Genomic DNA, 21,074 nt, shown 5'->3' with positions numbered 1-21,074 from the left:
AGGCGAGGAGGTCGCGTCGACCTTAATCAAGACGCTTCGGTGCGAGTGGATCCACGGCTTCATCGCCGACTTCTTCAACACTATCCACCCCAAGCAGCTGTTACTGAGCTTCATCAGCAATGGCTTGTGGAGTCGCCATTGCAAGCCTAAGTTCGTCGGATGAGCAGGGCCTTCACCCGCGAGGAAGACAGCGAAAACGCCATCGCCGGCATCGGCGAGCGGCCGATCAGCCATCACCGCAATCTGGTCACGGAACGCGGCATGGCGCTGATCGATGCCGAGGTGGCCGCTCTGCGCGACGAACTGGGCAGAGCCGAGAAGAGGGCCGACCGCGAGCGCATTGCGCTGGTCTCGCGCGATCTCCGCTATTGGACGGCGCGGCGTGAAAGCGCCGAGCTTTCGGTGCCCGAACCGGGCAGCGACCTGGTTCGTTTCGGCATGGGTGTCACCCTGGAAAGCGACGACGGCAAGAAGGTGCACTGGAAAATCGTCGGCGAGGACGAAGCCAATCCGGGCAAAGGGACAATTTCCCATATGTCGCCGATGGCGATGGCGCTGTTCGGCAAGAAGGTCGGCGAAGTTGCCGTGGTCAACGGCAAGGAATGGGAGATCGTCAAGCTCTCCGACAGTTAGTCTTCGAGCTTGACGACATGATCGCGGAAGAACGCCGCGGCACCAGCCTCGTCGATTTCGCCGGCGGCGACGCCCATGACGAATTCGTAAAGCATGCCGTCATTGGCCGACAGGGCATAACCGTTCACAATCAGAAATGCGCCGGCCACGACAATGGCCGTGCGTTTGTTGCCGTCCACAAAGGCATGAAATGCCGAAGACATAGGTGGCTGCGAGTTCCTCAACCGACGGGTCTCCGCAGTTGGCCTTGTTTTCGGCGCGAGCGAGCGCCGATTCGAGGGCATTTTCATCCCTCAAGCCTTGTGCTCCGCCGTGTCGGCGCAACTGCTCCGCGTGCATGGCTTCGACTGCACGCCGCGTCAGAAACTCCCAGCTCATTCGGCGAGCTTCTGAAGCGCGACCTTGTATTTGTCCATCACCTCGCGGGCAGCTTTCATTTGCCGCTCGAAGCTGTCGTCCACCGGCTTCAGCGCAAGACCGTCACCTGTTTCAACGATTTGAAGCTGGTCGCCGGCCTTCAGGTTCAGACGATCGAGAAGCTCCCTCGGCAGGATCACGCCTTCGGAATTGCCGATCTTGCGAATGGTCGTGTTCATGGTGAGGCATCCTGTTGCAACGCTGATTATAACTCAGCGTGTTTCTTGTTACAACAGACATTATAACAAAGCGTCAGCCGGCCTGCAGCAGCCGGTCCATCAGCCGCTCCGCCGCTTCCGGGATAACCGTGCCGGGCGGGAAAATTTCAGTGGCGCCTGCCTGCCGGACTGCGTTGTAATCCTGCGGCGGGATGACGCCGCCGGCGACGATCAGCATGTCGTCGCGGCCCAACTTCTTCAGTGCAAGCTTGAGTTCGGGAATGAGCGTCAAATGGCCTGCTGCCAGCGACGAGGCGCCGACGATGTGCACGTCATGCTCGACGGCCAGCCTGGCGATCTCGTCCGGCGTCTGGAACATCGGCCCGACGGTGACGTCGAAGCCTAGGTCGGCAAAGGCGGTGGCGATCACTTTCTGGCCGCGATCATGGCCGTCTTGCCCCATCTTGGCGACCAGAATGCGCGGCTTGCCGCCGGACTTTTCCTCGAACGCGACGATCTTGTCCTGCAGCCGGTCGACCACCGGATTGTCGCCGAGCGCGTTGCGATAGACGCCGGAGATCGTCTGCACCGAGGCGACATGGCGGCCGAAAACCTTTTCCAGCGCCAGCGAAATCTCGCCGACCGTGGCGTTGGCGCGTGCGGCCCGGATGGCGAATTCCAGCAGGTTTGCGTTACTCCCGGCAGCACGGGTAAGCGCATCGAGCGCGCTCTCGACGGCGGCGACGTCACGCGTGCCTTTCAGCCGCTGCAGCTTCGACAATTGCCGTGCCCTGACTTCGGCATTGTCGATCTTCAGCACGTCGACTTCGATGTCCGTGCCGGGACGGTGAGCATTGACACCGACCACGATCTGTTCGCCTGAGTCGATGCGCGCCTGGGTGCGCGCGGCAGCCTCTTCGATGCGCAGCTTGGGTAGGCCCTTTTCGATCGCCGCGGCCATGCCGCCGAGGCTCTCGACCTCCTCGATATGCGCAAGCCCACGCGCCGCCAGATCATGTGTCAGCCGTTCGACATAGGCGGAGCCGCCCCACGGGTCGATGATGCGCGTCGTGCCGGACTCCTTCTGCAGGATGAGCTGTGTGTTGCGGGCGATGCGGGCCGAATGGTCGGTCGGCAGCGCCATTGCCTCGTCGAAGGAATTGGTGTGCAGCGACTGCGTATGCCCTTGAGTGGCGGCCATCGCCTCGATCATGGTGCGGATGATGTTGTTGTAGGGATCCTGCGCCGTCAGCGACCAGCCCGAAGTCTGGCAATGGGTGCGCAGCGACAGCGAGCGCTCGTCCTTCGGCGAAAAGTTCTTCAGCATCAGGCTGGCCCATAAAAGGCGCGCTGCTCTCAGCTTCGCGACTTCCATGAAGAAATTCATGCCGATCGCCCAGAAGAAGGAAAGGCGCGGCGCGAAACGGTCGATGTCGAGGCCGGCCGCGATGCCGGCGCGCGCATATTCGATGCCGTCTGCAATCGTGTAGGCGAGCTCGAGATCCGCCGTCGCACCTGCCTCTTGCATGTGGTAGCCGGAGATCGAGATCGAATTGAACTTCGGCATGTGCTTCGACGTGTAGGAAAAAATGTCCGACACGATCCGCATCGAAGGTTTTGGCGGATAGATATAGGTGTTGCGCACCATGAACTCTTTCAGGATGTCGTTCTGAATGGTCCCGGTGAGATCCTTCTGCGCAACGCCCTGTTCCTCCGCCGCGACGATATAGAGCGCCATGATCGGCAGCACCGCGCCGTTCATCGTCATCGATACCGTCATCTCGTTAAGCGGGATGCCGTCGAACAGCTGGCGCATGTCGAAAATGGAATCGATTGCGACGCCGGCCATGCCGACATCACCGGCGACGCGCGGATGGTCGCTGTCGTAGCCGCGATGCGTGGCGAGATCGAAGGCGACCGACAGGCCCTTCTGGCCGGCGGCAAGGTTGCGACGGTAGAAGGCGTTGGACTCTTCGGCAGTCGAGAAGCCGGCATATTGCCGGATCGTCCAGGGTTGCTGGACATACATCGTCGGATAGGGGCCGCGCACGAAAGGCGGCAGGCCTGGATAGGTATCGAGATGTGGCAAGCCCTTGAGATCGCCCTGGTTGTAGAGATGCTTGACGGCAATGCCTTCCGGCGTCATCCGCTGGCCTTTGACCTCGACCGGCACCCGCCGTGGCGGCGACCAGGCGATCTGGCTGAAATCCGGGATCATGGTACGGCTCCGATCGACTGATCTATGCGGATCGGAAATAGCGGCTCGCACACCGCAACGCCTTCGGTGAAGGCAGGCCGCCGCTCCGCCGCCAGCGTCTCGACCGGACGCTCGGTCTTCGACGGGTGCAGCGTCGTGCCGACGATCGCCCGTTCGCCCGCCTGGTAGACTGTGTTGCGGCGGGCGGAAGCTGCCTGGACGCGCCTCTGGATGTGGCCTTGCTCAAGGCTGGTCAGCACGCCGCCTTCCGCCTCGATCTGCTGGAACTCCTGCCAGGCCGCCGCGCAGAGCTCCGCAGTCAGCGCTTCGACGGCGCCCGAACCGCAAACCGGATCGGCGACGTGGTCGATGTGGCTTTCATTGGCCATGATTAGTTGCGCGTTGCGGGCAACGCGGCGGGCAAAACCCGCGGGTAGGCCGTGCGCGATGGTGTGCGGCAGGATGGCGATCGAATCCGCGCCGCCGGCGGCAGCCGCAAAAGCGGCGATGGTGGTGCGCAGGATGTTGGTTTCCGGTTCGGCCGTCGTCATCATCCGGAAGGAGGTTTCGGCATGGATGCTGGCGGTGGAGGGCGGTATCGAGCAGGCCTCCTGGACACGCGCCCACAGTCTGCGCAACGCCCTGACCTTGGCCGTCGACACGAACTGGTCCTGGTCGACGCTCAGCGCAAAACCGATATGCGGCGCCGCGTAGACGAGCGGCTGGCGCGCCTTCTCGAACAGCCTCAAATAGGAGACGGCCGAGGCGAGCATGGTGCCAAGCTCCTGCGCCTCGGTGGCGCCGGCATTGTGGAATACCCGCCCGTCGGCCTCCAGCAGCACGCCGGGCACACCCATCGAAAAGAAATGCGCCAGCGATTGCGGCATCGAAGCCTGTAAAGCCTCGATCGACATGCGCAGCCTGCCGGTCCCGGCAAAGATCGCCGCCGGATCGATGCCGAAGGAGAGGTTGAGCTTTGCCGGGTCGGAGCGGCGCTTGGTCAAAAACGCCACCAGCCAGTCGGCCACGGCACGGCTCCAGGGATGGGCGTCGATGCGGATCTGGATGCGGTTGAGCGGCACGCCGTCGAGCACGCCCTCCAGCGCCTCCGCCGTCCTCGGCAAGCCATAGCCGAAGGCGTTCGGCGCACCCTCGAAGACAAGGGACAGTCCGGTGGCACCCTGCGCGACGTCTTCCAGCGCCTGCGCATTGGCGCGGCCTATGTCCGGATCGTCGATGCGCTGGCTGACGATCCACGGTGATCCCGGCTTGGCGCGCACGACAGGCTCCGCCGTGACCGAACGCTCGTAGAGCGGCTCGATGCGGATGGCGTCGTCCGTATGCGAGACGAGCTTTTCCTCGAAGGACCCGCCGGCCAGCGCCTTCTCCGCCAGCGCCAGCCATCGTTGCCGGTCGACGTTCGGAAGTTCGGCATCCTGGGTCAAGGCACCGGCGCCCATCGGTTCTCCTCGTTCTAGCGGCCGCAGCGGCCGACTATGTCAGTCTACGGTCCCCGGCCCGATATCACAATGCAGCACACATGCCGTGCAACGCGCCTTCCGTGATTGTGACCGTCAACCGATTGCCAAACATGGGCAGGTTCCGCAAGCTCCAAAAGCCATTTTCGACAACGCCCATTGTCGCTGCGCAATGGCCTCACTATACCTGCGGCGGGGCTCCCTTTTCTTCAAGGGATCAGGGCATTCAACCCTATAGGTTTGCGGAGACCGGACACATGGCCGACGATACCAGTATCTTCATAGGGGCCAGCCGCAAGCCGGACGACAGCTATCAGCGCCCCGAACAGCTTTTGCTGCAATATGGCAATCGTCATGGCCTTGTCACCGGCGCGACCGGCACCGGCAAGACGGTGACCCTGCAGATATTGGCCGAGGGTTTCTCCAATGCCGGCGTGCCGGTATTCTGCGCCGACATCAAGGGCGACCTGTCGGGTATCGCCATGATGGGCACAGCGCAGGATTTCCTGGTCAAGCGGGCCGAGCAGGTCAAGCTCGATCCCTATGAGTTCCAGGAATTCCCGGTCATCTTCTGGGATCTGTTCGGCGAGCAGGGCCACCCGATCCGCGCAACCATCTCGGAGATGGGGCCGCTGCTTCTGTCGCGGCTGATGAACCTCTCCGAGGCGCAGGAAGGCATCATGAACATCGCCTTCCGCATCGCCGACGAGGAAGGCCTTCTGCTGCTCGATTTGAAGGACCTGCAGTCACTGCTGGCCAATATCGCCGACCGCGCCGAAGAGATCGGCGCCCGCTACGGCAATGTGACGAAACCTTCGGTCGGCGCGATCCAGCGCACGCTGCTGGTCCTGGAGCAGCAGGGCGCTGCCAATTTCTTCGGCGAGCCGGCATTGCGGATATCCGACATCATGCGCACCACGCGCGATGGACGCGGCGCCATCAGCGTGCTCGCCGCCGACAAGCTGATGATGAATCCGCGGCTCTATGCGACATTCCTTCTGTGGCTGATGTCGGAACTGTTCGAGGAACTGCCGGAAGTCGGCGACCCGGACAAGCCGAAGCTGGTCTTCTTCTTCGACGAGGCGCACCTTCTGTTCGACGACGCGCCGAAGGTGCTGGTTGACCGCGTCGAGCAGGTGGTCCGGCTGATCCGCTCGAAGGGCGTCGGCGTTTATTTCGTCACGCAGAATCCGCTGGATATCCCCGAAACGGTGCTGGCCCAGCTCGGCAACCGCGTGCAGCACGCACTCCGTGCCTATACGCCGCGCGAACAGAAGGCCGTCAGGACGGCGGCCGAGACGTTCAGGCCCAATCCCGACTTCGACTGCGCAACCGTCATCACGCAGCTCGGCACCGGCGAGGCGCTTGTCTCGACGCTGGAAGCCAAGGGCGTGCCGTCCATGGTACAGCGGACGCTGATCCGCCCGCCGTCGTCGCGGCTTGGCCCGATCACGCCCGAAGAGCGCCGCAAGCTGATCACCGAGAGCCCGGTTGCCGGACAGTACGACCAGACCGTCGATCGCGTATCGGCTTTCGAGATACTGCAGAAAAAGGCCAAGGACGCCCAGGAGGCACAGGCGCAGCAACAGGACGCAGGCCGTTCGCGCTGGACCATTCCCGGCTTCGGCAATGACGATCCCCAGCCGACCGGCGGCCGCCGCGCGCCGCGCCCCTCCAACCGTCAGACGGTGGCGGAGGCGGCGATCAAATCCATCGTGCGCTCGGTCGGCTCGTCGGTCGGACGGGCGATCGTCCGCGGGATTTTGGGGAGCCTGTCCAGGGGCAGGTGAGGGGCATCGAGCGAATATCAGCTTCGCGCCATGAACTGCCGTCGCGATGCATGTTTGTGAACGACCGAAATTGGGCCGTTTGCTGCCTGTCCGCTGTGTGCCTAAGACTATCATAACGGGAGCCCCAAGGTCGAAGATTGACTACCGCGTTTCGATCAAGCATCTGCGCCATGGGGCGTGTACCGCGCGGCACTCGCCGACGTGGAGAGGTGGTTACGGCTCGCTGTACCGCTACCTCTTTCGGCGAGCAGAGGCGTCCGATAATGTAACCAGACATCGTCTGGGCAGATTTTTTCATGAGTCGGAGGCACGTGCGCTGGATCGGCTGGTGACATAGGCGCAGTCGACCGATCAACGAGGCACAATGAACGTCAGCAGTTTTATTTGGAATATCGCCGACGACGTACTGCGCGGTGTCTACACACGGGGAAAGTACCGGGACATCATCCTCCCGATGACCGTCATCCGTAGGCTCGATGCCGTGCTCGAACCGACCAAATCGGCGGTGCTCGCACGTAAAGCCGAGCTTGACTCGCTCGACCTGCCGCCCGCCGCGCAGGAGCCTGCGTTGAACAAGGCTGCGGCGCAGGCATTTCACAACGGATCGCCGTTCACGCTGAAGCAACTGCTGTCGCGGCCGAACCCGACGACACAACGCGCCGACTTCGAAAGCTATTTAGACGGGTTCTCGGGGAACGTCCGTGAAATCATCGAGCAGTTTGGCTTTCGCAAGCAGCTCGACAAGCTAGAGCAGGCGGGTATCCTTCACGCTCTGCTGGAGAAATTCTGCGACGAACGGGTGAACTTGTCGCCGTTACCCGTCCGCGACAATGATGGCCGCATCCGGCTGCCCGCAATGGACAATCACACCATGGGCACGCTGTTCGAGGAGCTGCTACGCAAGTTCAACGAAGAGAACAACGAGGAAGCAGGGGAGCACTTCACGCCCCGCGATATCATAGAGCTAATGGCCGAACTGGTTTTCCGGCCTGTGGCCGACAGGATCAGCGACAGCACTTACTTGCTCTATGATGATGCATGTGGAACTGGCGGGATGTTGACCGTGGGCGAAGCCAAGCTGGCCCGCCTCGCTGCGAAAGCCGGTAAGGCGGCTGAAATCCACCTCTACGGCCAGGAGAGCAACCCGGAGACCTACGCTATCTGCAAGGCCGACCTCTTGATCAAGGGCGAGGGTGCGGAGGCGCGCAACATCGCGCCCAACTCCACCCTGTCCGCCGACGCGCACGGCCGCCAGGGGCTTCGCTTTGACTTCATGATGGCCAACCCGCCTTTCGGGAAGACGTGGAAGGTCGATCTCGCCGCGATGGGGGGCAAGGCCGCCGCACTCGATCCGCGTTTCGTGGTCGAGCATCCTGGCCTCGACGGAGACGACAAGCGGCTGCGACTCTTCCCGCGCGTGTCCGACGGGCAGTTGCTGTTCCTTGTCAACAAGCTCAGCAAGATGAAGGACACGCCGTTGGGCAGTCGCATCGCCGACATTCACAATGGCTCGGCGCTATTCACCGGTGAGGCGGGATCGGGCGAAAGCAATGTCCGCCGCTGGATCATCGAAAATGACTGGCTAGAGGCGATCGTCGCTCTGCCGCTCAACATCTTCTACAACACCGGCATCGCCACCTACATCTGGGTGCTGAGCAACCGCAAGGACGACCATCGCAAGGGCAAGGTACAGCTGATCGACGCCGCCAAACTGTTCCGGCCCCTTCGCCGCAATCTCGGCAAGCGCAATTGCGAGATGACCACTGGGCATATCCAGGCGGTGCTCGACGCCTATGAGGCGATGGAGCCGAGCGATACGTCGATCGTGCTGCCCAATTCGTCCTTCGGCTATTGGAAGATCGTGGTCGAACGACCGCTGCGGCTGCGCTCGCGATTTACGCGCAAGTCCGTGGAAGCGCTGCGCTTCCAGAGCGGGCACCGTGCTGTGCGCGAGGCGCTGTATGCCGAGTTCGGCGAAGCGCTGCTTGATGATTTCGCTAGCGTTGCGGACCGGCTGAAGGTCCATCTCGATCCGCCGGAGGCTGAGGTCGAGGAGGCCGCCGAGGACGAGGAACAGGCGAGCGTGGACGGCGAGGACGCCGCCCTCGAGACGGAGGATGCGGCGCCCAAGCTGCCGCGCAAGACGGTGAAGAAGCTGCTCGACGCCGGAACCTGGGCGCGAGATCGCCGCCTGCACCGCGCCGCCGAGCGGTTAATGGCGGTCATTGGCGACGCCGAATATGACGACTATGCCGCGTTCGAGGTGAAAGTGGTGGAGGCAATCAAGGCGGAGAAGCTCGCGCTGAAACCCGCCGAGGCGCGGCTGATCGCGCGGACGATGAGCTGGCGCGCGCCCGACGCCAAGCCGATAGTCAAAACGGTGTCGAAAAAGGCTGCCGATCCGCGCGGCGGGCTGTTCGAGGCCACGATCAGGGGCAAGGCGGCGGTCGTCGCCTATGAGCCCGACAAGGTGCTGTCGGATACCGAAATCGTCGCGTTTGATGAACCCAGCGGAATCGAGGCGTTCTTCGAGCGTGAGGTGCAGCCGCACGCGCCCGACGCCTGGATCGATCGGGACAAGACAAAGATCGGCTATGAAATCTCGTTCTCGCGGCATTTCTACAAACCAAAGCCCCCGCGCCCGCTCGCGGAGATCAAGGCCGAGATCGACGCACTGGAGCGCCAGACCCAAGCGCTGCTCGACGCCGTGCTGGTCGAGGCCGACGCATGAGCGCGGGGCTTAGGCGGTTCGACGCCTACCGAGTCTCACCTGTCCGCTGGGTCGATGACGTGCCGACGCACTGGCACTCGCGGCGGATAAAGACGTTCTTGCGTGAAGTGGATGAGCGATCCGGTACCGGCGAGGGCGCGCTACTGACGATGCGGCGAGCGAGCGGTCTAGTGCCGCTGTCCAACTTTTCCGATAAGATCGCCGAGCCGGAACGGTTGCGACACTACAAGCTGGCGTCACCCGGCCAGATCGTGATGAACCCGATGCAAGCCGGGAATGGGATGTTCGCCATTTGCCGCACGCCCGGGCTTATCAGTCCAGACTATCGCGCCTTTGAGCTGACCGACGAAGCGGATGCCCGCTATCTAATCGCACTGTTCAAAAGCGAGGCGATGCGCGCGACGTTTCGCGCAGAGTCAAAGGGGCTCGGAACCGGAACCGCAGGCTTTCTCCGTCTTTACCCCGAACGTTTCGGAAGCCTGTTCGCCCCGTTTCCACCGCCTGAAGAGCAGCGGCGGATCGCCGATTTCCTCGACGCCTACACCGCCCAGGTCCACCGCCTCGTCGCCACCAAGCGGCGCACCATCGCGGCGCTGGTTGAGCGGAAGCGCTCAATCACTACCAACCGTCTCTACGTCTCTGGAAATGCGGAGCTTCCCCTAGCTCCACGCAACCCGGATTGGCAATTGCGCGCCATCAAGCGGATTGCAGACATCTCCTTCAGCAGCGTCGACAAGCACGTTTACGAGCACGAACGACAGGTCCGAGTTTGCAACTATGTGGATGTCTACAGGAATGACCGCGTTACCCTTGCTACACCCTTTCGCGAAGGGTCTGTAACCGAGGCGGAATATGCCAGCTTCGCCCTGAAGGCCGGCGATGTTCTCGTGACCAAGGATTCTGAGGACTGGAAGGACATATGCGTACCATGTCTCGTGGCAGACGACGTCCCCGATGCCGTCTGCGGATATCATCTTGCCGTCTTGCGACCGAACACCGAACAAATCTCAGGTAAGTATCTCTACTTCTCTCTGCTGGCTGCGCCTACAACATGGCAATTTCACAAAGCTGCTACAGGCATCACGCGATATGGAGTAGGAAAGAATGAAATAGGGACCGCCGTCATTCCTTTACCTTCCATCTGCGAGCAGGATGAAATCTGTCTCGCTCTTGAGGAAGAACTGGCTTCCGTCGATGCTGCCAAGGATAAGGTCATACGAGAAATCGATCTGATTGTCGAATACCGCGACAGCTTGATCGCTGCCGTCGTGACGGGGCGGCTTGACGTGCGCGAAGCCATGATCCCCAGCATCGAGGGCGACGACCTGGCAGACCACGCCGCGACCGAAGACGAAGACATGGAGGATGCGCTCGATGCGCCCGACTGACGTGAGCGAGAGTGGGCTGGAGGCGCTGATCGTCGCCGTGTTGACCGGCACCGCTGCCCCGGTCGCGAGTGCGGTGACAAACCTCGCGGAGGAAGGCGTGCCATACATCGGCCCCGACGACTATATTGAGGGTCACCGCGACGACTACGACCGGGTCCACGCGCTCGACCTCCTTCAGCTTATCGCCTTCATTCGCGCCACCCAACCGGCGCTGGTCGGCCCGCTCGCGCTAGATGCTGACAGCCCGAAGCGCCGCGCCTTCTTCGCCCGCGTCCGAGACGAGATCACCAATCGCGGCATCATCGACGTGCTGCGATCGGGCGTGCGCCACGGCCCGCACGCGGTGACGCTCTATTTCCCGCTGCCCTCGCCCGGCAATCCGGAGGCCGCCACTCGCTTCGCGCAGAACCGCTTTTCGATCACTCGCCAGCTTGGCTATTCGCTGGACGCCGCGCGCCGCGCGCTCGACCTTGCCCTGTTCATCAACGGGCTGCCGCTCGCTACCTTCGAGCTGAAGAATACGCTGACCGGCCAGACCGTCGCCCATGCCGAGGCGCAGTACAAGGTCGACCGTGACCCCAGGGAACTGATCTTCCGCCCCACCCGCTGCGCAGTCCACTTCGCGATGGACGACCGCGAGGTGCGGATGTGCACCGCGCTCGCCGGGCAGAAAAGCTGGTTCCTGCCGTTCAACAAGGGTTGGAACGATGGTGCTGGTAATCCACCCAATCCGGACGGCATCCGCACCGACTATCTATGGCGCGAGATGCTGGCCAAGCGCAACCTAGCCGACATCATCGAGAACTTCGCCGGAATCGTCGAGGAGCGCGACGCGCGAGGCCGGATCGTCGCTCGCGAACCGATCTTCCCGCGCTACCATCAACTCGACGTGGTGCGCGCGCTCTGCGCTGACGCAACGGCCAACGGCGCGGGGCGGCGTTACCTGATTCAGCATTCGGCCGGGTCGGGCAAATCGAACTCGATCGCCTGGACCGTCCACAAGCTTGTCGGGCTGGAGGCGGACGGCGTCACTGTGTTCGACACGGTTATTGTGGTCACCGACCGCCAGGTGCTCGACAAGAATCTGAAGGACACCATCAGCGGCTTCGCTCAAACCGCACGGCTGATGGGCCATGCCGAGGGATCGGGGGACCTTCGAAGCTTCATCGAAAGCGGCAAGAAGATCGTCGTCACCACCGTTCAGAAATTCCCCTTCATCCTCGATGACATCGGTTCGGTCCATCGCGGCCGCCGCTTCGCTATTATCATCGACGAAGCGCACTCCAGCCAGGGCGGGCGCGCGGCGGGCGCACTGAACACCGCGCTTGGCGGCGCCGAAATCGACGATGAGGCGACGACAGAGGACCGTATCCTCGCTGTCATCGAAGGCCGCAGGATGCTTGATAATGCCAGCTATCTCGCTTTCACCGCCACGCCGAAAAACAAGACGCTGGAGTTGTTCGGCGAACGCTATGAGCAGGACGGTGAGGTGAAGCACCGCCCATTTCACCTCTATTCGATGAAGCAGGCCATCGACGAAGGCTTCATCCTCGACGTGCTGGCGCATTACACGCCGGTTTCGAGCTGGTATCGCCTCGCCAAGACGGTAGAGGACGATCCCGACGTCGATGTTTCGCGCACGCTCAAAACACTGCGTCGTTATGTAGAAGGCCACGACCACGCCATCGTCACCAAGGCTGGGATCATCATCGACCATTTCCTCGACCAGGTGATCGCGCGCAAGAAAGTCGGCGGAGAGGCGCGCGCAATAGTGGCCACCGATGGCATCGAACGGGCAATCGACTATTGGCGAGCGACTAACGCTGCTCTCGCCAGGCGCGGCTCGCCCTACAAGGCGATCCTCGCGTTTTCCGGCGCAGTCGACGACGCCAGCGCTCAGCGCACAGAAGCTTCGTTCAACGGCTTTCCGAGCAGCGAGCTGGAGGACAAGTTCGATGTCGATCCGTATCGAATCCTAGTCGTCGCTGACAAATATTTGACCGGCTTCGATCAACCCAAGCTATTCGCCATGTATGTCGACAAGACGCTGGCTGGCGTCAAAGCGGTGCAGGCCTTGTCGCGCCTGAACCGCGCCCTGCCCGGCAAGAGCGAGCCGGTGGTGCTGGACTTCCGCAACGATCCGGCAGTGATCGAGGCCGCGTTCTCTGATTTCTACCGCGCCACCATACTGTCGGGCGAGACCGATCCCAACAAGCTACATGACCTGAAACGTTCGCTCGACAACGCCGTAGTCTATGCCGTCGAGGATATCGAAATAGTCGTCTCGTTGTTCCTTGCCGCCGCGCCGCGCGACCGACTGGACCCGGTTCTCGACGCCTGTTCCGTACGATACGAAGCGCTGACTGAGGACGAGCAGATAGCCTTTAAGGGCGCCGCCAAAGCCTTTGTCCGTACCTATGCATTTCTCGGCGCGATCCTGCCCTATGCGGTTCCTGATTGGGAGAAACTCTCGACGTTCCTATCGCTTCTCATCCCGAAGCTGCCTACCCCGAAGAGTGACGACACGCCGCTCGATGTGCTCGAAACGATCGACATGGATAGCTATCGGGTCGAGATCGAGGCAGGGATCGAGATAGCCCTGAATGACGCCGACGCGGAGATTGAACCTGTGCCAACTGGCGCGGCCGGCGGTCGTCTTGAACCGGAAATGGATCAACTGAGCTCTGTCGTTCGTGAGTTCAACGAGCGCTTCGGTTTGACCGAGTTTCGCGATCAAGATCGCGTCACCCGCTTCCTCTTCGAGCAGCTTCCCGGGAAGATCGGCGCAAACGGACGAGTGCAGAACGCGTTGCGCAATAGCGACACCCAAAATGCGCGCATCGAGCACGATCGGGCTGTCGACGATGAGTTGCTTGGTAGCCTCGCCGACCATACAGATCTCTATGCCTTGTATAATACGGACGGAGTGTTCAAAGCTTGGCTGCAGGAACGCCTGTTCAATGCGGCGAGATCTGCACAAAAAAAGCCTTCGCTGACCATAGAAGATATCAGGCGGCAGATCGCCGTAGGATGGCCGGAAGCACTAGCTGGCCGGATCTCGCAGGATATTCTCTATCAGATGAGCCAGATGAATGAGGTGGCATTACATCGTCTCACTATTGCGGACCTTCTATCCGCGGCGCGTCACGAGAAAGTCGACGAAGACTTTCTCGCCGCAGTCGCGATTCTGACGAGTTCCAATGTCCGCGTGCTGAATGCAAAAGCGCAGTTTCGTGACGGTGGCAAAATGATAGCGCTGGGTGCAAGCGAAATTTCAGAGGCACTACGCGGACGGTTTAGGCACCCTCGTACCGGCGGGCTGCTGAGTGGGGCTGGCGAAATGATTCATCCTTACTTCGAGCCCTCGAGCCGCTTGCTGGAGGCTCTTCGGTGACGGAGCCGGCCTATACACTTCGTGAACTACAGTTGCTGGCAAGCGGCAGCGTTCCTTTACAGGTTTCGCTCGCGCTAATTTTCGCGGAGAGAGCTGAGGAGATCCTCGCGCAGGTCGACACCGCGATCGATCATATCGCTCAAGATTTCGCACGGACGCCCAAAGAGAGGCAGGGGCGCTCGGAGGATAGTCTCACGATAGACGTTGTTACATCGCTCCGTAGCATGGGGTTCCAAGCCTCTCATGATACCACCGTCGGCGGTCACTGCGATATTGTCATCGAGGGGCGAAACAATTTCCTGTGGCTGGGCGAAGCCAAGATTCACGGTAGCTATGATTGGCTGCTCCAGGGCTTCAACCAACTTGATAGTCGCTATGCCACAGCATCCAAATACCAAGATCACGGCGGCATGATAATCTACTGCTACAATGGCAGAGCGGACAGAATCATGGACGAGTGGGCGATTCGTCTCAAGCAGGCGCGCCCAGACGTGGAAGTGAATGATCGCGCGCACGATGAACTTTTCTTTACCTCCGCGCATTTCCACAGCCGAACCGGAAGGCCCTATCGTGTCAGGCACGTTCCAATAGCGCTTCAATGGAAGCCGGCCTGCTAGCCATTCATTGGTTGCCGCGTGGTGCGCAAAGTCCGATGGCTCAGGCCGCCTACCTAACCGGAAATCATCAGGAGCGAGGAAATTCTCGCTCCCTGTGCTTCCGTCAGCTCAGAAGATCGAGTCTGTGATCGCCTTGACCGGGCCGAGCAGGATCGATCCTTCCGGCACGCCGGCGTCGATCGGAATGGCTTTGCGGTTTGCTGTCGCCACCATCGGCTGGCCGATGTCGGCCGTCACCACGACCGGGGTCTTGTTCGGCACTCGGTCGTAGAGATCGATAATGTCCTGGTTCATCAGGCGAACACAGCCCGACGACACCGATTTGCCGATCGACCGCCATTCCGGCGAACCGTGCAAGCGGTAGAGCGTGTCCTGGTTGCCCTGGAAGAGATAAAGCGCCCGTGCGCCAAGCGGGTTCTTGAGCCCACCGGGCATGCCGCCATTGTCGGCGCTGTACGGCTTCAACTCCGGCTGCCGGGCGATCATGTCGTCCGGCGGCGTCCATTTCGGCCATTTCTGCTTCCATTGGACCACGGCATCGCCCGACCATTCGAAGCCGGCGCGGCCGAGGCCGACACCGTAGCGGATCGCCTGGCCGCCCGGGCGCACCAGGTAGAGGAAGTGATTGGTGGTGTCGACGACGATGGTACCCGGCTGCTGCCCGGTCGGATCGTCCACGATCTGGCGCAGGAACTGCGGGTCGATCTTGTCGACCGGTATGGCCGGCAGCTCGAAGCCGCCATCCGACATCGGCCCATACATCGTCACATAGTCGCCGAGCGCCGGCTCGACATAGGTCGGCGGCGGCGGCTCGACCGGTTGTTGCGACAGCGTGGTGCAACTGGAGACCGCGACCGAGGCGGCGCCAAGGGCTGCTGCGTTGAGAAAACCGCGACGGCTCAGGCGAAAAGAGGACGATGGGGATATGAACATGATTGCCTTTTTTAAGTCTCAAATCGCAACAAAGCATAAATGCGTCCTGTTGCGCGCGGTTGCCCGAGCAATGCCCGGCGCGATAGGCGGTTCCAATTCTGGCCGCAGGGTGGACAAACAAAGGCAAAGCTGTGACTGGATCGTCACTGTTGCGCCGACGCAACATTTCCGGTGTCACCCCCCGGCGACCAGACCTTCAAGGGACGGCAGGATCAGGGCCGGTGGAAAATCCCGGTATTCCTCTGGCTGATTGGCGCGGTTGATCCACACCGTCCTGAAGCCGAATTTGGTGGCGCCGGCGACGTCCCAGCGGTTGGATGACTGGAAAGAGACAGCGCCCGGATAGAGGCGCCAGCCCGTGGTGACCATGTCGTAGACCGACGGATCGGTCTTGAAGCGCCTGACGCTGTCGACGGAAAAGACGTCGTCCAGGACCTGGTCGAGCGCGGCGGATTTGACGGCCGCTTCCAGCATCTCAGGCGAACCGTTGGACAGGATCGCCAGCCTTGCCCCCGATGCCTTGAGCGCCTTGAGCACGGCCGGTACCTCCGGATAGCAGTCCAGCCGCCAATAGGCCTCGAGCAGCTTCGCCCTCAGCCCGGCATCGGCGGATGGAACCTTGCCCAGGGCGAAGTCGAGGGCCTGCTCGGTGAGCTGCCAGAAATCGGCATAGGCCCCCATCAGCGTCCTGACCCAGGAATATTCCAGCTGCTTGGCGCGCCAGATATCGGACAGCAACTGGCCGTCCGGCCCGATCTGGTCGGCGTGACGGCGCACGGCCGCATGCACGTCGAACAGCGTGCCATAGGCGTCGAAAACGTAAGCCGCGAACTGCATTCGACAGTTTTGAGGCCGCGTAAGGCAAGGCGCAAGCGCTGATTGCAGTCCGCCAGCCCGCTGGCCTCAACAAATCTCAGCCAAGCCGGTTGACGGCGGCCGCCAAAGCATCTTCCAATGCGCCGCAACAAGCATCGAACGGAACCTGGCAATGACACTGGCGACTGCGGCGCAATCCGCGACATGGACCTTCGTCGACGGCGACTGGTACGAGGGCAATGTTGCCATTCTAGGACCGCGCAGCCACGCCATGTGGCTCGGCACCAGCGTGTTCGACGGCGCCCGCTGGTTCGAGGGCGTCGCCCCCGATCTCGATCGCCATGCAGCAAGGGTAAACGCCTCGGCGATCGCGCTCGGCCTGAAGCCGACGATGAGCACCGACAAGATCGTCGGGCTGACCTGGGACGGGCTGAAGAAGTTCGACGGCAAGACGGCAGTCTACATCAGGCCGGTGTATTGGGCCGAGCATGGCGGCTATATGGGCGTGCCGGCCGACCCGGCCTCGACTCGTTTCTGCCTTTGCCTCTACGAATCGCCGATGATCTCGCCGGCGGGGTTTTCGGTGACGGTGTCGCCGTTTCGGCGCCCGACCATCGAAACCATGCCGACCAACGCCAAGGCCGGCTGCCTTTATCCCAACAACGGCCGGGCCATCCTAGAAGCCAAGATGCGCGGCTTCGACAATGCGCTCGTGCTCGACATGCTGGGCAATGTCGCCGAGTCCGGCACCTCGAATATTTTCCTGGTCAAGGACGGCCATGTCCTGACGCCGGCGCCGAACGGCACCTTCCTGTCCGGCATTACCCGCGCGCGCACCATGGCCCTGCTAGGCGAATACGGTTTCACGACGACGGAAAAGACGCTGTCGATCCGCGACTTCCTGGAGGCGGACGAAATCTTCTCGACCGGAAACCACTCGAAAGTCGTGCCGGTCACCCGTATCGAGGATCGCAATCTGCAGCCCGGACCGGTGGCCAAGAAGGCGCGCGAACTCTATTGGGAATGGGCGCATTCGACTTCGCCCGGCTGACCCGCTAAAAAGCGGCCGGCGCTTCGTTTCCGGAGTTGTTCCAGACCAATCCAGTCCTATGTTAGTCCGGTATCGACACCGGATTTTTCCACGAGGGAGTACGACCGATGGCTTTTGAATTGCCCGCCTTGCCCTATGATTACGAGGCTTTGCAGCCTTATATGTCCAAGGAAACGCTGGAATATCATCACGACAAGCACCACAAGGCCTATGTCGACAACGGCAACAAGCTGGCCGCCGAGGCGGGCATGGGCGATTTGTCGGTCGAAGAGGCCGTCAAACAGTCCTTCGGCAAGAATGCGGGCCTCTTCAACAATGCCGCCCAGCACTACAATCACATCCATTTCTGGAAATGGATGAAGAAGGGCGGCGGCGGCAACAAGCTGCCCGGCGCATTGCAAAAGGCGGTCGACAGCGACCTTGGTGGCTACGACAAGTTCAAAGCCGACTTCATCGCCGCCGGCACCACCCAGTTCGGATCGGGTTGGGCCTGGGTCTCGGTCAAGGACGGCAAGCTGGCGATCTCGAAGACGCCGAATGGCGAGAACCCGCTCGTCCATGGCGCGACGCCGATCCTCGGCGTCGATGTCTGGGAACATTCCTATTACATCGATTATCGCAACGCCCGGCCGAAATATCTCGAAGCCTTCGTCGACAGTCTCATCAACTGGGACTATGTGCTCGAACTCTACGAAAAGGCCTGATCCGTTCCAGAAAGCCCCGGCAGAACCGGGGCTTTTCTTTTTCAGCATCAGAACGACAGCTGCAAAAATTTCACGCAAGCGTGAGGCGAAGCGTCGGAATTTTTAAGCCATCCTTGCCGTTTGTCATCGGGGTGGGGCCGCATCCTGAATTTGCCTTCAACATGGAGCCAAGTGAATGAGAAAGCTTATCCTCGCCATCTCGATGCTCGCCTTCGCCGGTTCGGCGGCATTTGCCGACCCGGTAGCCGACCGGCAGGCCCTGATGAAGGAACGTGGCAAGATCGCCGCCGGCTTGTCGAAAGTGGTCAAGGGCGAGACGCCCTACGACGCAGCTTCGGTGCTGACGGCGTTGCAGGCACTGCAGGCCAATGCGGAGAAATTCCATGCCGGCGTCGACACGCTTTTCCCGGCGGGCAGCGACACCGGCGACACCACGGCGTCCCCAAAAATCTGGCAGGACATGGCCGGCTTCAAGACGGCTGAAGGCAAGTACCTCGCCGACGTCAAGGCGGCGGTAGCCGCAGCACCTGCGGATGCCGACGCGTTGAAGGCGCAGTTCAACACCATCGGCGGCGGCTGCGGCAACTGTCATCAAAACTACAGGGTGAAAAAAGGCTGATAGCGGGCAATGCGCTTGCTGAAGAAACTTGTCGGCGCCGCCCTCGTTCTGGGCGGCGCGGCCGCGATTGCCGGCTGGTTCCTGTCGGCTCCGGTCAGGCTCGGTGCCGCAACGCTGGCTGAGCTTGGTCCTGGCGACGCCGCCAGGGGCAAGCGCATCTTCTACGCCGGCGGCTGCACATCCTGTCATGCCAAGCCTGGCTCGCAAGGCGACGCCCGTCTTCAGCTGGCGGGCGGCCTTGAACTCAAGACGCCATTCGGCACCTTCGTGCCGCCGAACATATCGCAGGATACCAAGGACGGCATCGGCGCCTGGCTGGTCGAGGATCTTGCCAACGCCATGCTGAAGGGCGTGTCGCCGTCGGGCGAGCATCTCTATCCGGCATTTCCCTATACTTCCTACGCGCGCATGAAGCCGGCCGACATTGCCGATCTCTATGCATTCCTGAAGACGTTACCCGCGGTCGCCGGCAAGGCGCCCGCCAATTCGCTGGCATTTCCCTTCAACGTCCGACGCGGTCTTGGTCTGTGGAAATTGCTCTATTTGAGCGACCAGCCGGTCGTTTCCTTCGCCGACGGCAGCCCGCAGCCGGTGCAGGCCGGCCGCTATCTGGTCGAAGGCCCCGGCCATTGCGGCGAATGCCACACGCCGCGGGATCTTGCCGGCGGCACCAGGAAGAGCCTGTGGCTGGCAGGTGCGGCCGCCGCCGAAGGCAGCGGCATCGTGCCGAACATCACGTCGGGCGAGGGCGGCATCGCGGACTGGTCCGAGGCCGACATCGCCAACTATCTCGAAACCGGCTTGACGCCGGATTTCGATACGGTCGGCGGCGCAATGGTCGACGTGCAGCGGAACATGGCCGTGCTGACCCCGGAGGACCGCGCAGCGATCGCCGCCTACCTGAAAGCCGTGCCGCCGCACCCCAACGGCTATCCGGCGCGCAAGAAGCCGTCGAGCTGACGGCCGTTGCGTCAGCGGTCGCCGAGAAAGTCGAAGCCGGTTTCGAAGAAGTGATTGTAGTCGCAGGTCATTTCCTCGCCGGGCGCAATGTCGCGCAAGGCATAGGTCTCCTCCGGCTGCGAGACGTCGCAATTCGGGCTGTCGGCATGGTTCATGTAACGCGCATCGTCGGCTTCGAAGACGATGTAGTTCGGGTCGCGCCGGTCCGGATAGGCATAGCGGTCGAGATAGGTTCTGACCGGCCCGGTTTCCCGCTCGTAGGCCGCTACCTCGATGCGCCGGTCGTATTTCGGGTCGAGCTTCCAGACCAGCGTGCCGCGGGCAACGTGGTTCTTGGCAAAGACGCCGATGCCCTGGATGGGCGATTTGTCGAGATAGACATCGACGAGCAACATGGCAGATCCCTGAGTGATTGTGTGTTGGCGCGGCTGTGAAAAGGCCGCGCACTGGGTAGCGCGCGGCCTTTGCAATTGCGAGCGGAAAATCAGCTGTGCCTGCCCATTATCCGAAGCCTCGTACGGCTCGTCGCCTGTCGAGACCCTAGCGCTGTTGCAGCGCCAGCCGAATGCCTAAGGCGCAATAGATACCGCCGACAGCCTTGCCTTGCCATCTCAGCACCGTCGGGTTTCGGCGCAGGAATGCACCGAGGCCGCCCGCACCCACGGCGAAAACCACCGTGCTGACGAGGCCCAACAGAACAAAGATGACGCCCAATATCGCCAGTTGAAGCATCACCGATCCGTTTTCAGGCCGCACGAACTGCGGAAGAAATGCGAGGAAGAAAAGCGCGGTCTTGGGATTGAGAACCTCGGTCAAAACAGCCTGCCGAAATGCTTTGGCAGCGGGGATCGCAAGTGCGCCGGCGGCCGGATAGGCAGGCGTTTTCTCGATGATCGCGCGAATGCCGAGATAAATGAGGTAGGCTGCGCCGATGTACTTCACGATGCTGAATAGCGCCGCCGACGTGGCAATGATCGCCGAAATGCCGACGATCGCCATGAAGGTGTGAACCACGTCGCCGGCCGCGATCCCGGCGCCGGTCGCAATGCCCACCCTGGTTCCGGAACTGGTTGCCCGCGCCACCGTCAGAAGAGTGGCGGGACCCGGGATGAAGACAAAGCCAAGCACAACCGCGACATAAGCTATCAACGTGGCGAGATCGATCATTGGTGGGCTCCGCAACTCTCA

The 21,074-nt window shown here is 61.8% G+C and carries 17 protein-coding genes and 2 pseudogenes; 11 read left to right on the top strand and 8 right to left on the bottom strand.

What is annotated here, in order from left to right; translation table 11 throughout:
- Positions 1-159: 159 nt before the first annotated feature.
- Entirely contained in the window at positions 160-633 is a 474-nt protein-coding gene (locus NKJ20_RS26595; RefSeq protein WP_352507466.1) for a GreA/GreB family elongation factor, read from the top strand.
- Here NKJ20_RS26595 and NKJ20_RS26590 read toward each other — a convergent pair.
- The 4 genes and pseudogenes from NKJ20_RS26590 to NKJ20_RS26575 form a co-directional block, all read right to left on the bottom strand.
- A pseudogene (locus NKJ20_RS26590) lies at positions 630-1,011 on the bottom strand (type II toxin-antitoxin system death-on-curing family toxin). The gene NKJ20_RS26595 and the pseudogene NKJ20_RS26590 sit on opposite strands and share 4 nt — an antisense overlap.
- Positions 1,008-1,229, bottom strand: coding sequence for an AbrB/MazE/SpoVT family DNA-binding domain-containing protein (locus tag NKJ20_RS26585; RefSeq protein ID WP_095496758.1), 222 nt, complete (start codon positions 1,227-1,229; stop codon positions 1,008-1,010). The pseudogene NKJ20_RS26590 and the gene NKJ20_RS26585 overlap by 4 nt, the downstream one beginning before the upstream one ends.
- A gap of 73 nt (positions 1,230-1,302) precedes the next feature.
- Positions 1,303-3,426 carry a methylmalonyl-CoA mutase gene (scpA, locus tag NKJ20_RS26580; RefSeq protein WP_352748158.1) on the bottom strand — a complete coding sequence of 708 codons (2,124 nt, stop codon included), beginning with the start codon at positions 3,424-3,426 and terminating at the stop codon, positions 1,303-1,305.
- Positions 3,423-4,865: a methylmalonyl-CoA mutase subunit beta gene (locus NKJ20_RS26575; protein ID WP_352748155.1), complete on the bottom strand. Its 1,443-nt coding sequence runs from the start codon at positions 4,863-4,865 to the stop codon at positions 3,423-3,425. Before NKJ20_RS26575 ends, scpA begins: the two co-directional genes overlap by 4 nt.
- 275 nt (positions 4,866-5,140) lie before the next feature.
- Between NKJ20_RS26575 and NKJ20_RS26570 the strand changes: the two genes are divergently transcribed.
- From NKJ20_RS26570 to NKJ20_RS26545, 6 genes and pseudogenes are all read left to right on the top strand, one after another.
- Entirely contained in the window at positions 5,141-6,673 is a 1,533-nt protein-coding gene (locus tag NKJ20_RS26570; RefSeq protein WP_352748152.1) for a helicase HerA-like C-terminal domain-containing protein, read from the top strand.
- Positions 6,674-7,037: 364 nt separating this feature from the next.
- Positions 7,038-9,404: a type I restriction-modification system subunit M gene (locus tag NKJ20_RS26565; RefSeq protein WP_352748150.1), complete on the top strand. Its 2,367-nt coding sequence runs from the start codon at positions 7,038-7,040 to the stop codon at positions 9,402-9,404.
- 98 nt (positions 9,405-9,502) lie between these two features.
- On the top strand, positions 9,503-10,792 hold the full coding sequence (locus NKJ20_RS26560) for a restriction endonuclease subunit S domain-containing protein (protein WP_352748149.1): 1,290 nt from the start codon (positions 9,503-9,505) through the stop codon (positions 10,790-10,792).
- Positions 10,770-11,405 (top strand): annotated as a pseudogene (locus tag NKJ20_RS34210) (type I restriction endonuclease); the annotation flags it as partial. The gene NKJ20_RS26560 and the pseudogene NKJ20_RS34210, both read left to right, overlap by 23 nt.
- A 12-nt stretch (positions 11,406-11,417) precedes the next feature.
- Positions 11,418-14,186 carry a type I restriction endonuclease subunit R gene (locus NKJ20_RS26550; protein WP_502902835.1) on the top strand — a complete coding sequence of 923 codons (2,769 nt, stop codon included), beginning with the start codon at positions 11,418-11,420 and terminating at the stop codon, positions 14,184-14,186.
- Positions 14,183-14,803, top strand: coding sequence for a hypothetical protein (locus NKJ20_RS26545; RefSeq protein ID WP_352748146.1), 621 nt, complete (start codon positions 14,183-14,185; stop codon positions 14,801-14,803). Before NKJ20_RS26550 ends, NKJ20_RS26545 begins: the two co-directional genes overlap by 4 nt.
- Before the next feature lie 108 nt (positions 14,804-14,911).
- On the opposite strand, the gene NKJ20_RS26540 is transcribed toward NKJ20_RS26545, so the two are convergent.
- Entirely contained in the window at positions 14,912-15,736 is an 825-nt protein-coding gene (locus tag NKJ20_RS26540; RefSeq protein WP_352748144.1) for a L,D-transpeptidase, read from the bottom strand.
- Between the two features lie 174 nt (positions 15,737-15,910).
- On the bottom strand, positions 15,911-16,573 hold the full coding sequence (locus tag NKJ20_RS26535; protein WP_352748142.1) for a haloacid dehalogenase type II: 663 nt from the start codon (positions 16,571-16,573) through the stop codon (positions 15,911-15,913).
- A 151-nt stretch (positions 16,574-16,724) separates the two neighbouring features.
- Here NKJ20_RS26535 and NKJ20_RS26530 point away from each other — a divergent pair, with 151 nt between their 5' ends.
- The 4 genes from NKJ20_RS26530 (at position 16,725) to NKJ20_RS26515 (ending at position 19,886) form a co-directional block, all read left to right on the top strand.
- Positions 16,725-17,603, top strand: coding sequence for a branched-chain amino acid aminotransferase (locus NKJ20_RS26530; protein WP_352748140.1), 879 nt, complete (start codon positions 16,725-16,727; stop codon positions 17,601-17,603).
- Between the two features lie 107 nt (positions 17,604-17,710).
- Complete coding sequence (locus NKJ20_RS26525) at positions 17,711-18,307, top strand: superoxide dismutase (protein ID WP_023677850.1); 597 nt, start codon at positions 17,711-17,713, stop codon at positions 18,305-18,307.
- A 175-nt stretch (positions 18,308-18,482) separates the two neighbouring features.
- Positions 18,483-18,926 carry a c-type cytochrome gene (locus NKJ20_RS26520; RefSeq protein ID WP_352490827.1) on the top strand — a complete coding sequence of 148 codons (444 nt, stop codon included), beginning with the start codon at positions 18,483-18,485 and terminating at the stop codon, positions 18,924-18,926.
- A gap of 9 nt (positions 18,927-18,935) precedes the next feature.
- A complete protein-coding gene (locus tag NKJ20_RS26515) occupies positions 18,936-19,886 on the top strand; it encodes a cytochrome c (protein WP_352748137.1) in 951 nt (316 codons plus the stop codon).
- Positions 19,887-19,897: 11 nt separating this feature from the next.
- Here the strand turns inward: NKJ20_RS26515 and NKJ20_RS26510 are convergent, their stop codons facing one another.
- Both NKJ20_RS26510 and NKJ20_RS26505 read right to left on the bottom strand, forming a co-directional pair.
- Complete coding sequence (locus tag NKJ20_RS26510) at positions 19,898-20,281, bottom strand: SET domain-containing protein (protein WP_352748135.1); 384 nt, start codon at positions 20,279-20,281, stop codon at positions 19,898-19,900.
- A 145-nt stretch (positions 20,282-20,426) separates the two neighbouring features.
- Positions 20,427-21,053: a LysE family translocator gene (locus NKJ20_RS26505; RefSeq protein WP_352501776.1), complete on the bottom strand. Its 627-nt coding sequence runs from the start codon at positions 21,051-21,053 to the stop codon at positions 20,427-20,429.
- Positions 21,054-21,074 lie beyond the last annotated feature (21 nt).

This window comes from Mesorhizobium sp. M0185 (assembly GCF_040322175.1).
Lineage (GTDB): Bacteria > Pseudomonadota > Alphaproteobacteria > Rhizobiales > Rhizobiaceae > Mesorhizobium.
This window is presented reverse-complemented; position numbering and strand designations above follow the sequence as displayed.